We start from the raw sequence: 13545 nt of genomic DNA, 5'->3' as shown, positions 1-13545 counted from the left end.
CGTGTATAAGCGCCGCACCGGCAGGCGCCGGTGCGTGGCTTGCATGGTGATAGTCAGGCGGCCGGCGGCGGCTGGAAGGCGCAAAAGCCGGGCCACTGCTCGCGGCTGTCACACACTTTCAGGCAACCTTTATTGTCCTTGAACGTGGCGACGACCTTGATGGGAAAACCATATAGTGGCGTGGTCGCAAGGAAGGCGGATGGGCAGCTTTGTTCGTTGCTGAAGCGGAAAGTGATTTCTTCGCGGCGGCCCTTGCGCTCAAAGCTCAGCATGAACGTTTCATTGCTGTTCCACTGCTCCTTGCCCGGCACGCGGAAGCGGTAGCGCGGGTTGCCCGGCTGCTGGCCATCCAGTTTCTGGCCAAAGACGCGGCTGCTGGCCGTGGCCGTCTCGACCTTGGCAACCGGATACACGACGGCAAAGATATAGGTGCCGGCAAACCCCTGGTCGAAGCCGAGTCCCTTCTGGTAAAACGGCACGACGATATGCGGCGCGCCCGAATATTCCACGGTATTGCGCGCCGTCGTGCGCGACGTCAGCTTGTCATCGGGCTCTTTGCCGAAGACCACGTCCAGTTCCAGCAAGGCTTGCTGCTTGTCGATATCTTGCGCCAGATAATCCTTGGGGAACATTTCTCCGTGCACGCAGCCAGCCAGCAAGGAGGTGGCGAAGCAGCCGGCGATCAGTTTGGATATTGTCATGGCTGTTTTCCTTCCGGCGGCGCGGAAATGAGGCCCAGCCCCGTCACTTGCAAGCCGTTCTTGCCTTGTTTCCATTGAAATTGCTGGCCGAACCAGGCCAGTTCCAGCTCACGCCGGATGCGGATCGAATCCGTGCGGCCCTTGCCCGCCTTGATGGCGGCGCCCGCCTGCGCGGAAGCGGCATCCGACAAGGGTTTCAACCACCGTTGATAGGTGTCTGGCGGCAAGGCCAGCACGCCGGCGATGCCGTCGTCGCGCGTGGCAACGATGATGCCCACCTTCGTCAGCGCATTCGTCAGATAGGCGCCGCGCCGCCCGTCGGGCGAGACGGACACCAGCATGGCATGCGGATAGTCGCCGCGGACGTTGCCCGGCACGTCAAACCACAGCAGTTCGCCCGTGCCCGTATCGAGCGCGCGGCCGTCGCGGGGAAACAGCAGTAGCTCGGGACGACCAGGCTGCGGCACGCCCCATTCTGGATCGCGTTCCGTGCGCACCATATTGTCGCGCTGCAATGGACTGATGGGGCGCATCAGCGGTTCGCCATTCTGCACGCCAATGAGTATCGTGCCCTGGCCCGTATAGCCCTTGGTAAAAGCCAGCAGCATGGGCTGGCCTTCGCGCGTGGCCTTGATGGGCCGCACTTCCACCACTTCACGCGCGCCGGCGGGCCAGTAGCCGTGCCGGCGGAAAGACAAGGTAACGAGAGAGTCGTAACGGCCATTCGTGACGGCAAAATCGCCGTATTGCCTGACCACCGGCATGTTGGGCGTCTGTGCCTGTGCGGCGGGCCAGATGGCGGCAAGCAGCGAAGCAGTGGCCGCCAGGCGGCATAAAGAGAGGGACAGCATGGCATCCTGTAGAGGTCGCACTGGGCGAAGAACCGGGATTCTAAACGATTCCTCGCCAGCAACACTGCCCAATTGGAAACATCAACGGCGCTGGATTTCGATCAACTCGATCTCGAACAGCTTGGGCCACAACTTGCCCGTGACAAACAAGCGCTTGCCGCGCGCATCCCAGGCGATGCCGTTGAGCACGGCGTCGGGATTGGCCGTGCCCCGCTGTTCCGGTGGCAGCAAGCCCGTCAGGTCAATCCAGCCTACAACTTTACCGCTGGCCGGGTCGATGCGGGCGATCACGTCCGCCCCCCACACGTTGGCGTACAGTTCGCCGTCGACCATTTCCAGTTCGTTCAAACGCTCGATGGGGCGGCCCTCGGCCTTGACTTCGAAACGGCGCACCTCGGCCAGGGTTTTCGGATTCAACACGCGGATGGCCGAACTGCCGTCGCTCATGTAGACGAACTTGCCGTCGCTGGCCAGGCCCCAGCCTTCGCCCTGGTAGCTGAAGGTGCGTTTGAGCTTGAACGTTTTCTGGTCGAACACATAACCAGTTTTCGACACCCACGTCAAACCGAGGATTTCATCGCCCACGTCCGTGATGCCTTCGCCGAACACATTCTTGTCGAGCATGCTTTTCTGCAGCACCTTGCCCGTCGTCAATTCCACCTTGCGCAAAGACGATTGGCCATTCTGGCCCGTGCTTTCATACAGATGGCCATCCTTGAACAGCAAACCCTGGGTAAATGCCTGGGGGTCGTGCGGATAGGTATTCTTGACGAAATAGCCATACACGGGAATGGCGGCCTGGGCATAATCCATTTCGCTCATCAGGCCCACGGTGCATAGCAATCCCAGCAGCAATGAGCCTGCCGTGCGTTTCAGTCTGACTTTACCTGTGTTCTTCATATTCTTGGCGGTGGTTGGCGAGCGCCTATTGTAATCGCCCGGGCTGCGCCATGTGCGCCCTGACGAGCTCCAGCCACGCGCGCGCGGCAAATGACAGCCGCCCTCCCCGGCGCCAGGCCAGCATCAGATTCCATTCCACGGGCGGACCGTCCAGAGGTATGACGTCGAATTGCGCGGCGTCGAGCGTGTCGCAATACATCTTCGGCAGCAGGCAGATGCCCACACCCAGCTGTACCAGCGAGGCAATGAAATCCCACTGGCCGCTGCGGCCCGTGATACGGGGCGCGAAACCGGCCCGCTGGCAGGCATCGAGCACGATGTCGTTCAAGGCAAACGCGGCGCCGTAGAAAATGAAGGGACTGCCGGCCAGCTCGGCCAAGGCCACGGAAGAGCGTCCCTTCCACGGCGAACCGGGCGCGGCCAGCAGGCACAGCGGTGAGCGCACGAGGGGCAAGGCTTCGAAATCCTGCCAGGTGGCCGCATTGCCCGGGTAATCGAGCATGGTGCCCAGTTCCACCGTGCCGGTGCGCAAGTCGCGCTCGATCGCCTGCGTGCCGCTTTCGTACATCTTCAACTCGATGCCGGGATAGCGCTGGTGATACTCGGCCAGCCACGGCGCCAGGGTCGAATGCGTCTGCGGCGACACGCCGACTCTTAATTCCCCCCGTTCCAGCTGCTGCAAGTCGCGCAATTCCACCTTCAGTTCCCCGTGCAGGGCCAGCAATTCATGCGCACGCGACAGCACCACCTTGCCCGCGTCCGTCAGGGTAAAGCGCTTGCCCGCGCGGTCCAGCAAGGCCAGGTCCAGCGACTGTTCCAGCTGGGCGATCATTTTGCTGACGGTGGGCTGCGTCACGTGCAGCTTGGCGGCCGCGCGCGTAAAACTGTTTTGCTCGACGACTTCGACGAAGTAGCGCAGGGAGCGGATATCCATGATGCATTCCAAAATTGAATGATAATCATAAGTTTAAGTCATTTTATCTTTTGATGCTGGCTCCCTACAATGAAACCTTCCCCCCTGCCGCCAGAAAGCCTGCCGTGAAAGCCGTCCCTTATTCCACTACCGCCCCACTTTCCGTCCCTGCCTGGCGCCAGCCCGCGCGGACCGTGTGGCAAGTGGGCCTCTTGATCGCCGCCTGGTGGCTGGCCGACGAGGCCGCCTCCGCCCTGCACTTGCCATTTTCCGGCGGCGTGGTCGGCCTGTTCGTGCTCGTGGCCCTGCTGCTGGCGGGCTGGGTGCGGCCCGCCGCCATCGAACTGGGCGCGAACTGGCTGCTGGCCAATATGCTGCTGTTCTTCATTCCGCTGGTCGTGTCCGTGGTGCAATTTACGCAGCTGTTGAAGTCACAGGGTTTGATGCTGTTCGTAAATATCGGACTGGGCTTTGCCAGCGTGATGCTGGCCACGGCGTTGACCGTGGAATGGGTCTGCCGCTATGAACGCAAGCTGCGCCGGCAAAAACTGCTGCGCCAGCGCGCGGCCAGGGCGGCAGCGTGAGTACTTTGCTCCTGTCGCTGCTGTTCTTGTTGCTGACCCTGGTGCTGTTCTACGCCAACCAGGCGCTGCACCGCCGCCATCCGCACTTCCTGCTCACGCCCGCCATCTGCACCTCGGCGATACTCATCGTCATCGTGCAGGCCACCTCGACACCGTTCGCCACGTATTTCGGCGAAACGCGCTGGCTGCCGTGGCTGCTGGGCCCCGCCACCATCGCGTTCGCGCTGCCCATCTTCCAGGAGCGCAAGCTGATCCGCAAGCACTGGCTGGCCCTGTCGCTGGGCAGCTGCGCCGGCATCGTCGCATCGGTCGCCGCCACCCTGTTGCTGGACAGACTGCTGGGCGTGCACGGTGACATGGCGCGCAGCCTGCTGGCCCGTTCCGTGTCGACGCCGTTCGCGCTGGAAGCGTCGCGCCACATGGGCGGCTCGGCCCAGCTGACGGGCATCTTCGTCGTCATGACGGGCCTGTTCGGCCTGATGCTGGGCAAACCGCTGCTGAAACTGCTGCCCTTGCGCATGCGCATCGCCCGTGGCGCCCCGTATGGTGCAGCCGCGCACGGCTTTGGCTTGTCCGTGGCGCGCCGGGTCGGCACGGAAGAAGGCGCCGTGGCCAGCCTGACGATGATCTTTTCCGGCGTCGTGACGGTGCTGCTGGCGCCGCTGCTGGGGCGATTGCTAGCTTAACGTTCCCTCGGCGCGATTGCGGCAGGTCAAAGCGGCAAACGCGGGTTGGGCGATAGTGTGCGGAATCCCGTTCGCGCACTATCCAGGAAACCCTATGGCAAGCACATCCAATCCAGGGCCGCAAGCCTTGCAAGTCGACTATTTTTCCGCCAGCGACCAGCTCCTGTTTACCCAGACGGCCGCCGATCTGCTGGAGCAGCAGGCCAATCTCGACCTTGACGCGCAAGCCGATGCCGGCCTGGCCTATCAGGTCAGCCAGTTCCAGACGCAAATGAAGAGCCGCGCGATGGCCGCCGGCGACCGCATCCTGCCTTCCTACATCGGTTTGCTGAGCCAGGCAACGGCCTTTGCCGCGCTATGGGACGCCGCCTACCAGCTGCAACGGCCCCGGCTGGCGCAAGCGGTGCTGGATGGCGCCACGCGCGCCGACATCGCGCAGGTCTGCCGGCAGCTGGCGGTGCAGTCGGGACACATCAACCAGCAAGCCCAGGCGCTGACGGGCGACATGCGCGTGATCGCAAGCGAACTGGCGCCGCTCAACGCGGGCTTCAATACGGCGCTGTCCGCCACCATCGCCACCCTGGGCGCCGCAGCCAGCGCGTCATCGGCCAGCATCGACCAGCTGAAAGCCGCCATCAACACGAATATCGCCGATATCGTCGCCGGCGCCAACAAGACGGGCGCTGCAGTGACGGAATTGATCGTCAAGACCATGACCACGATCAGCGATGCCCAAGGCAATGGAAAGACCGCGCCATCGGGTGACTTCGTGGTGCAAGGCATCGATGCGGCGGAACAGGGCGTGGCCGAGACGGCCCAGGCCCGCGCGGCCCTGAACGCCAACAATGCCCTGCTGGCCAGCGCCTACCAGCAGCTGGCCGGCGCCGATGCGCTGGTGGCCGTGGCCAAGGTGGTGCAGGTACAGAACAGCCAGTTCACGAGCGCCTTCAACAGCGCACTCGATACGGCCCAGGTGCTGGCCGAGGACTGGGGCCAGTCGCCGCAAGCACCGCCGGCAACAGGGATCAGCGCCGGCCTGGCCGCCTTTGCCGATGCCGTCGCCGGCATGGCCAGCAATGCCGACGCCGAAACGCTGGGCGGGCAGCTCGATTACGCCAACACGGCGTGGCAGCTGCTGGCCGCCAGCCTGGCGCCGCTGGAGCAAGCCATGACAGGCGCCTCCTGAACGGCGCGCCACCGCTTGTCCCCATAACAATCCATCCGACCAGGAGCCGCGCATGTCGAATCAAAACCAGGCAGCACAAGGCATCAGCACCGCCAACAAAGCGCAATGTTCGCAAGCGCTGCTGATACAAACCTACGCCAACAGCATCAACGAGCAGCCCAGCGTGGATTTTTCGGGTGATGCCAATTTGCTGAAATACCAGTCTCAAATCAACGATGGCCTGGGCCAGGCGCAAACCCACGCCACGGCCTACCTGAATGTGATCCAGCCCTCGATCATTGCCAACATCGCCAATATCGGTAATTACTATGCGCTCAATAACGCCGTGCTGACGGCCTTGCCAACCGGCTCGACCGAGGCGCAGTGGATCGCCACTCTGACGGCGCTGCAACAGCAATCCCAGCAATACCAGACGGCCGCGAACGGCGTCGTCAGCGCACTGCAGACCTTGCACGACAACCTGACCACGGATTCTGCCTCGTTCGCCACCACCGTCAGCGACTTGAACGCGGCCGTGAATGGCGACAATGGCGTACTCAGCTCCATCAACAGCCAGCTCGGCACCATCCAGGGGCAGATCGACGGCGCCATTGCCGGCACCGTGCTGAGCGGCCTGGCCATCGTGGGCGGCACCTTCATGGTTGTCGTCGGCGGCGTGGCCGATTTCGTCACGGCAGGCACGTCGACGCCGCTGGTGGTGGCCGGTGTTGCCGTCGTGGCCGCCGGCATAGGCGGCGAAGTGGCGTCGGCCATCACGCTGAAAAACCTGAACGATGAAAAGGCGACCCTGCTGGGACAGGAAGCGTCGCTGACGGCCGAAGTCAAGCTGGCCACCGGCATCAGCAGCGGCTATGCCAGCCTGTCGAACCAGGTGCAGGCAGCCGTGCAATCGGCTACCCAGATGGAAAACGCGTGGGAATTCCTCAGCAGCGACCTGGGCAGCCTGATCGGCGACCTGCAGCAAGGCATACAAAACACGGACACTATCCGCACCCTGTTCCTGACGGCCGCCAACACGGAAATGCAAGCCGTCACCACGGACATCACCACGATCAAGGGCCAGATGACGGGCGTCACCAGCATCGTCGCGCCCAAGGGCCAGACGGTGGGCGAAGCGGCCGTTGCCGCAGCGGCGTGAGCGCCATGGCCGGCCTGCTGACGCAAACCATTGCCAACCTGCTGGCCGCGCAGCAGCAGATCGCGGCCCTCGGTGGCTTGCCGCCGGCCGCCCAACAGATCCAGGCCGGCTGCACGGGATTGCTCTCGCCCATGCTGGCGCAAACGCGCGCCTTGCAACAGGCTGTTGCCGTCTTCGTTCAGACGGCAACGCCGCAACTGGCGCAAGTGCAAAGCATGCTGTCGACGCAGGCGCCACTGCCCGATATCAAGGCGGCCATGTCGGCCCTGCAGCAGCAGGCACGGCAACTGCAAGGCGCGGCCAACGGCACAGCCGGCACGCTGACGACGCAAACGGCGCAATTGATGGGCTATTTCAACCAGCTTGCCGGTGTCGAAGCGGGCTTGCAAAGCCAGGTCACGGCCTTGCAGGGACAACTGGGCGACGCGCAAAGCGAACTCGATGCGGCGCAAAAGCGCTATTACTATCTGCTGGCGCTGGGTCCGTTCGGCCTGGTCGGCCTGGCCGTGGCGCTGGGCCTATACTTGAAATGGAAGTCCGACGTCAGCGACCTGCAAGGCCAGATCGCCGGCCTGAACGGCCAGATCGGCGCCTTCAATGGCATGAAGGCAGCGTGCCAGCAACTGGGCACGGATTGCCAGAGTCTCGCCGCCAGCATTTCGGGCGTGCGCAATGCCGTCAATTTTCTCGTCAGCGACCTGCTCGAAGTCAGCGGCGACCTGGACGCGGGCGACGCCACCGTCGTCATTGCCCTGATGGCGACGGCAGCCAGCACGGAACTGGCCACCCTGGGCACGGATGCGGCTTGAGCCGCCTGAGGTACATTGCTTGCAGGGACTGACGGCATGGGCGTTTATCGGGGATAATACGTCTTTCCCCTTGCCAGCACCCGCGCCACGATGAAATACCCCGCAGTTCAGCCTTTCAGCGATATCCTGCCCCGCTTGAGCGAGTTCGATGCCATCATCGACGTGCGCAGCCCGTCCGAATTCGCGGAAGACCACTTGCCGGGCGCCATCAACCTGCCCGTGCTGGACGACGAGCAGCGCGTGCGCGTCGGCACCCTGTACAAGCAAACGAGCGCCTTCGAGGCGAAGAAGCTGGGCGCCGCGCTGGTGGCGAAGAATATCGCGCGGCATATCGAAGATGGTTTCCTCGGCCACCCGCAGCACTGGAAGCCGCTCGTCTATTGCTGGCGCGGCGGCAACCGCAGCGGCGCCATGGCGCACATTCTCGCGCGCATCGGCTGGCCCGTCACGCAGCTTGAAGGCGGCTACAAAGATTACCGGCGCCATGTGAATGCCGAGCTGGCCACCCTGCCAGAGCGCTTCGACTTCATCAACGTGCTGTGCGGCCCCACGGGCAGCGGCAAGAGCCGCTTGTTGCAAGTGCTGGACACGCAAGGCGCGCAAGTGATCGACCTGGAAGACCTGGCGGCCCACCGCGGCTCCGTGCTGGGCGGCTTGCCCGAGGAAGACCAGCCATCGCAAAAAGCGTTTGAAAGCGCGCTGTGGCAGCAACTGCGCACTTTCGACCCGCAGCAGCCCGTGTTCATCGAGTCGGAAAGCAAGAAAGTGGGCCGTTTGCGCGTGCCCGATGCGCTGATGGAAAAGATGCGTGCGGCCGATTGCACGGACGTGCTCCTGGCCACGGACCAGCGCGTGCAATTGCTGATGCAGGACTATGCGCATTTCGTCGGCGAGCCGGCCCGCCTGAACGTGCAGCTGGCCCTGTTGACGCAGCTGCATGGCAAGGAGAAAATTGCCCATTGGCAGCAACTGGCCACCTCTGGGCGCATGGCCGAACTGGTGGAAGAACTGCTGGTCCAGCATTATGACCCCGTCTACCGGCAATCGATCGCCCGCAACTTCAGCCGCTACGCCCAGGCGACGCCGCTGGTGCTGCCCGACATTTCAGAACATGCCTTTGAGCAAGCCGCACGCGCATTATGTGCTATCGTCGGCGGCAACCGTAGGGCCAGCGCCGCGTGATGCCTGGCTTGCCACCTAATTACTTATTTCAGCAGGATGAAGACCATGTCCGATAGCGCAGCAACACCCAATACACCGATCCGATTGACCGAATTTGCCCATGGCGGCGGCTGCGGCTGCAAAATTGCGCCGGGCGTGCTGGCCGATATTTTAAAAGGCAGCGGCGGCTTTCCCCTGCCGAAAGAATTGCTGGTCGGCATAGAAACCTCGGATGACGCGGCCGTCTACCAGCTCAACGACGAGCAGGCGCTGATCGCCACGACGGATTTCTTCATGCCCATCGTCGACGACCCGTTCGACTTCGGCCGCATCGCCGCCACCAACGCCATTTCCGACGTGTACGCCATGGGCGGCACGCCCATCATGGCCCTGGCCCTGGTCGGCATGCCGATCAACAAGCTGCCCGTGGAAACCATCGGCCTGATTTTAAAGGGTGGCGAAACCATCTGCGCCCAGGCCGGTATTCCCATCGCGGGCGGCCACACCATCGATTCCGTCGAACCGATCTATGGCCTCGTCGTGCTGGGCCTGGTCCACCCGTCGCAAGTGAAGCGCAACGCGGGCGCGCGCGCCGGCGACAAACTGGTATTGGGCAAGCCGATCGGCGTGGGCATCTTGTCGGCCGCGCTGAAGAAGAATGCGCTCGATGCGGGCGGCTACGCCTCCTTGATCGACAACACCACCAAATTGAATACCCCGGGCAAGAAGCTGGCCCTGCTCGATGGCGTGCATGCGCTGACGGACGTGACGGGCTTCGGCTTGCTGGGCCACACCCTGGAACTGGCGCGCGGCGCCAAGTTGCAGGCGCGTATCGCCATGAATGATGTGCCGCTGCTGCCGCAAGTGCAGCAACTGGCGCAAAACGGCAACATCACGGGCGCATCCGGCCGCAACTGGCAGGGATATGGCGCGCAAGTGGCGCTGGCCGACAGCCTGAGCGCCATCGACAAGGCAATCCTGACGGACCCGCAAACGGCCGGCCCCCTGCTGGTGGCTTGCGCGCCGGAAGCCGTCGAGCAAGTGCTGGCGATTTTCCGTGCCGAAGGTTTTGCCGACGCCGTCGTCATCGGTGAGATGCAGGAAGGCACGACCGGGGTTTCCGTCATCTAATGAACAAATTTTTTTGCAAAGGCACTCCCATGACCATGTTCTCTAACTCATTTGGCAAGTTCCCCGCCATCCTGGCCACCGTCGCCGCCACCCTGGCCATCCACAGCGGCCTGGCGCAAGCGCAGCAAGTGCTGCGCGTATCGGCCATTCCCGACGAAGCGCCGACCGAATTGCAGCGCAAGTTCAAGCCGCTGGGCAGCTACCTCGAGAAAAAGCTGGGCATGAAGGTGGAATTTACGCCCGTCACCGATTACGCGGCCTCCGTGGAAGGCTTGATCAATAACAAGCTCGACATGGTCTGGTTCGGCGGTTTTACCTTCGTGCAAGCGAACGTGCGCAGCGGCGGCAAGATCGTCCCGCTGGTGCAGCGCGAGGAAGACACGAAATTCCGCTCGGTGTTCGTGACCACCAGCAAGGACATCAACCAGTTGTCCGACCTGAAAGGCAAAAATTTCACGTTCGGTTCGGAATCGTCGACCTCGGGTCACTTGATGCCACGCTACTACTTGCTGGCCGCCAAGATCAACCCGGACACGGACATGAAACGCATCGCGTTTTCCGGCGCGCATGACGCCACCGTGGCAGCAGTGGCCGGTGGCAAGGTCGATGCAGGCACCTTGAATATCTCCGTGTGGGAAAAACTGGTCGAAGCGAAAAAAGTCGATCCTAGCAAAGTGCGCGTGTTTTACACGACGCCCGGCTACTACGACTACAACTGGAGCGTGCGCGCCGACATGAACCCCGCCGTGCGCAAGAAGCTGACGGACGCCTTCCTGGCGCTGGACCCGTCCACGGCCGAAGGCAAGGAAATCCTCGAACTGCAGCGCGCCACCAAGTTCATCCCGACCAAGGCCGAGAACTACAAGGATATCGAAGCGGCTGCGCGCGATGCGAAGCTGTTGAAATAATTGACACCGACGCGTTTGCCGTAGGTTGGATTAGCGGCAAAGCCGCGTAATCCGACACAAGCAATAATGCCAACAATGTTGTCGGATTACGGCCTCCGGCCTAATCCGACCTACCGATTTCACAAGCATGACATTCCAACTTCACAAGGTCAGCGTCCACCACGCGGGCGCTGCCGGCAATGCGCTGGCCTTGCGCGAGCTCAACCTGGACGTGGCCCAAGGTGAACAGATTGCCCTGATCGGCCCTTCCGGTGCCGGCAAGACCAGCTTGCTGCACACCTTGGCCTGCGCGCTGCGCCCGGAATCGGGCACATTGAATATCCTTGGCAGCTCACCCTGGCAGATCGCCAACGCCGAGCGCCACGCCCTGCGCGCGCGCCTGTTCCTGGCGCCGCAAACGCCGCCGCTGCCGCCGCGCCAGCGCGTCGTCAACGCCGTGCTGGCGGGCCGCTTGCCGCAATGGAGTTTGTGGACGGCCATCCGCTCGCTGCTGGCGCCCGTCAACCCGCGCGCCGCGTGGGAAGCGCTCGGCAAATTCAATTTGCAAGACAAACTGTATGCGCGTGTCGACCGCCTGTCCGGCGGCGAACGCCAGCGCTGCGGCATGGCCCGCGCGCTCGTGTCGAACGCGGAAGTGTTCCTGGTCGACGAACCCTTGTCCGCGCTCGATCCCACACTGGCTTTGCAGACGATCCATGTGCTGCAGGCCGAAGCGACGGAACGCAACGCTACCCTGATCTGCAGCCTGCACCAGGTGGAAATCGCCCGCGCCTGCTTTACGCGCATCGTCGCCCTGCGCGACGGCCAGATCGTGTTCGATGCGCCCAGCAGCGAGGTCAGCGACGCCATGATCGTCGAGCTGTACCGCAACAAGGCCGATCCCGCACCGCAATTCGAGGCCGTGGAAACGCAGCTGGACGCCGCGAGGCCCCTTTGCTGAAGAGCGCCGACGCCGCCATACCCCGCGACCCCGCCTGGCGCGGCCGCCTGACCGGCGCGGCCGTCGTGCTGCTCGTGCTGTGGCCGATGCTGATGCAGGCCGAATTCAAGCCGTGGATTTTATGGGATGCGCAAAGCCTGGCGGCCACCTGGCAATTCATCGCCAGCTTCGTGCCGCCCGCCCATTCGCTGGAATTTTTGCAACTGGTGGCTATTTCCAGCTGGGAAACTATCGCCATGGCCACGGCCGGCATGGCGCTGGCCATGCTGGGCGCCATTCCATTGACCTTGCTGGTGACGGAGCGCCTGTCGATTTCGCGCATCGGCTCTGGCCGAGTGTCGCCGCTGGCCGCCAGCGTGCGCCACGCCGTGCGCGCCTTGCTGGTGCTGCTGCGCAGCGTGCCGGAACTGGTCTGGGCATTGTTATTGGTACGCATCGTCGGCCTGGGGCCGACGGCGGGCGTGATCGCCATCGCCCTCACCTACTGCGGCATGCTGGGCAAGGTCTACGCGGAAATCCTTGAATCGTCGGATGCGTCCGTCTGCAACGCCCTGCTCCACAACGGCAACGGCAGATTACAAGCCTTGCTGTACGGCGCGCTGCCCGAATCGGCCGCCGAACTGGTGTCGTACACGATTTACCGCTGGGAATGCGCGATCCGCGGCTCCGTCGTCATGGGCTTTGTCGGTGCGGGCGGCCTGGGGCAGCGCATGGATGAATCGATGAAAATGATGGCGGGCAATGAACTGGCCACGATGCTGATGGTCTTCGTACTGCTGGTGGCGGGCGCCGACGCCGTGTCCGCCATGCTGCGCCGAAGGCTGGCATGACGCATCCGCATTTCACCGCCATGCCCGCGCCTGCGCCCGTGCGCTGGTCGACCTGGGCCTTGCTGGCAGGATTGCTGCTGCTGGCCATCGCCAGCTTCGCCACCCTGCCTCTGAAATGGGGCGAGTTCTTCAGCGCCGACGCCGTGCGCACGAGCGCCGACTTCCTGCACGGCTTCGCCCCGCCCGAACTGGCACCCAACTTCCTCATGAAAGTCGGCGTGGCCACCTTCGAGACCCTGGCCATGTCGGCCATCGGTACGGTCATCGCCGCCGTGCTGGGCGCACTGCTGGCCTTGCCCGCCAGCGGCCGCTTCGGTAATGTGGCGCGCAGCGCCACGCGCACCGTGCTCAATGTGCTGCGTTCGATACCAGAACTGGTGTGGGCTTCGATTTTGCTGATCGCCGCCGGCCTGGGCCCGTTCGCGGGTACCCTGGCGCTGGCCCTGCACACGATGGGCGTGCTGGGCCGATTGTTTGCCGATGCGTTTGAAAATTGCCCGCCCTTGCCGGCCGCCACCTTGCGCATCAATGGCGCGCGCCCCGCCGTGGTCTTCCTGTACGCCACCTTGCCGCAGTGCAGCCCGCAAATGATGTCCTACACTTTGTATCGTTGGGAAAACAATATCCGCGCCGCCGCCATCCTCGGCGTCGTCGGTGCGGGCGGCCTGGGGCAGATGCTGAAATATCACCTGTCGCTGTTCCAGATGCAAAACGCCGCCACCGTCATCGTCGCCATGCTGCTGATGGTGGCCGCCGTCGATGGCCTGAGCTACCTGCTGCGCCGCGCCATGACCCGTTAATTTTTCA

General features: G+C 63.4%; 15 protein-coding genes. 11 read left to right on the top strand and 4 right to left on the bottom strand.

From position 1 onward, the window contains the following. Positions 1-53 precede the first annotated feature (53 nt). The 4 genes from GYK42_RS10530 to GYK42_RS10515 form a co-directional block, all read right to left on the bottom strand. A complete protein-coding gene (locus GYK42_RS10530) occupies positions 54-701 on the bottom strand; it encodes a hypothetical protein (RefSeq protein WP_166447458.1) in 648 nt (215 codons plus the stop codon). Then, positions 698-1552, bottom strand: coding sequence for a hypothetical protein (locus GYK42_RS10525; protein ID WP_166447457.1), 855 nt, complete (start codon positions 1550-1552; stop codon positions 698-700). The genes GYK42_RS10530 and GYK42_RS10525 overlap by 4 nt, the downstream gene beginning before the upstream one ends. Positions 1553-1633: 81 nt before the next feature. Then, positions 1634-2452, bottom strand: coding sequence for a glutaminyl-peptide cyclotransferase (locus GYK42_RS10520; protein WP_205711346.1), 819 nt, complete (start codon positions 2450-2452; stop codon positions 1634-1636). Positions 2453-2477: 25 nt separating this feature from the next. Then, on the bottom strand, positions 2478-3386 hold the full coding sequence (locus GYK42_RS10515; RefSeq protein ID WP_166447456.1) for a LysR family transcriptional regulator: 909 nt from the start codon (positions 3384-3386) through the stop codon (positions 2478-2480). A 104-nt stretch (positions 3387-3490) separates the two neighbouring features. Between GYK42_RS10515 and GYK42_RS10510 the strand changes: the two genes are divergently transcribed. The 11 genes from GYK42_RS10510 to phnE all read left to right on the top strand — a co-directional run bounded on the left by GYK42_RS10510 (position 3491) and on the right by phnE (position 13538). Then, positions 3491-3949, top strand: coding sequence for a CidA/LrgA family protein (locus GYK42_RS10510; RefSeq protein WP_166447455.1), 459 nt, complete (start codon positions 3491-3493; stop codon positions 3947-3949). Beyond that, positions 3946-4635 (top strand): LrgB family protein, encoded by a 690-nt coding sequence (locus GYK42_RS10505; protein WP_166447454.1) that lies wholly within the window; start codon positions 3946-3948, stop codon positions 4633-4635. The genes GYK42_RS10510 and GYK42_RS10505 overlap by 4 nt, the downstream gene beginning before the upstream one ends. 94 nt (positions 4636-4729) lie before the next feature. Then, positions 4730-5821, top strand: a complete 1092-nt coding sequence (locus GYK42_RS10500) for a hypothetical protein (RefSeq protein ID WP_166447453.1) — start codon at positions 4730-4732, stop codon at positions 5819-5821. 52 nt (positions 5822-5873) lie between these two features. Beyond that, complete coding sequence (locus GYK42_RS10495) at positions 5874-6959, top strand: HBL/NHE enterotoxin family protein (RefSeq protein ID WP_166447452.1); 1086 nt, start codon at positions 5874-5876, stop codon at positions 6957-6959. Beyond that, complete coding sequence (locus GYK42_RS10490; RefSeq protein WP_166447451.1) at positions 6956-7768, top strand: hypothetical protein; 813 nt, start codon at positions 6956-6958, stop codon at positions 7766-7768. Before GYK42_RS10495 ends, GYK42_RS10490 begins: the two co-directional genes overlap by 4 nt. Before the next feature lie 90 nt (positions 7769-7858). Next, a complete protein-coding gene (gene mnmH / locus GYK42_RS10485) occupies positions 7859-8950 on the top strand; it encodes a tRNA 2-selenouridine(34) synthase MnmH (RefSeq protein WP_166447450.1) in 1092 nt (363 codons plus the stop codon). Positions 8951-8995: 45 nt separating this feature from the next. Next, a complete protein-coding gene (gene selD / locus GYK42_RS10480) occupies positions 8996-10060 on the top strand; it encodes a selenide, water dikinase SelD (protein WP_166447449.1) in 1065 nt (354 codons plus the stop codon). 35 nt (positions 10061-10095) lie between these two features. Beyond that, positions 10096-10968 carry a putative selenate ABC transporter substrate-binding protein gene (locus tag GYK42_RS10475; RefSeq protein WP_166447496.1) on the top strand — a complete coding sequence of 291 codons (873 nt, stop codon included), beginning with the start codon at positions 10096-10098 and terminating at the stop codon, positions 10966-10968. Positions 10969-11095: 127 nt separating this feature from the next. Then, positions 11096-11908, top strand: a complete 813-nt coding sequence (locus GYK42_RS10470) for a phosphonate ABC transporter ATP-binding protein (protein WP_166447448.1) — start codon at positions 11096-11098, stop codon at positions 11906-11908. Further along, complete coding sequence (locus tag GYK42_RS10465) at positions 11902-12738, top strand: PhnE/PtxC family ABC transporter permease (protein ID WP_166447447.1); 837 nt, start codon at positions 11902-11904, stop codon at positions 12736-12738. The genes GYK42_RS10470 and GYK42_RS10465 overlap by 7 nt, the downstream gene beginning before the upstream one ends. Next, the gene (gene phnE / locus GYK42_RS10460) at positions 12735-13538 is read left to right on the top strand and encodes a phosphonate ABC transporter, permease protein PhnE (RefSeq protein WP_166447446.1); all 804 of its coding nucleotides are present in this window, start codon (positions 12735-12737) and stop codon (positions 13536-13538) included. Before GYK42_RS10465 ends, phnE begins: the two co-directional genes overlap by 4 nt. Positions 13539-13545 lie beyond the last annotated feature (7 nt).

Origin of the sequence: Janthinobacterium lividum (genome assembly GCF_011601275.1) — a bacterium.
Lineage (GTDB): Bacteria > Pseudomonadota > Gammaproteobacteria > Burkholderiales > Burkholderiaceae_D > Janthinobacterium > Janthinobacterium lividum_E.
The sequence above is the reverse complement of the archived record's forward strand: the minus strand, read 5'-3'. Positions and strand labels throughout refer to the sequence as shown.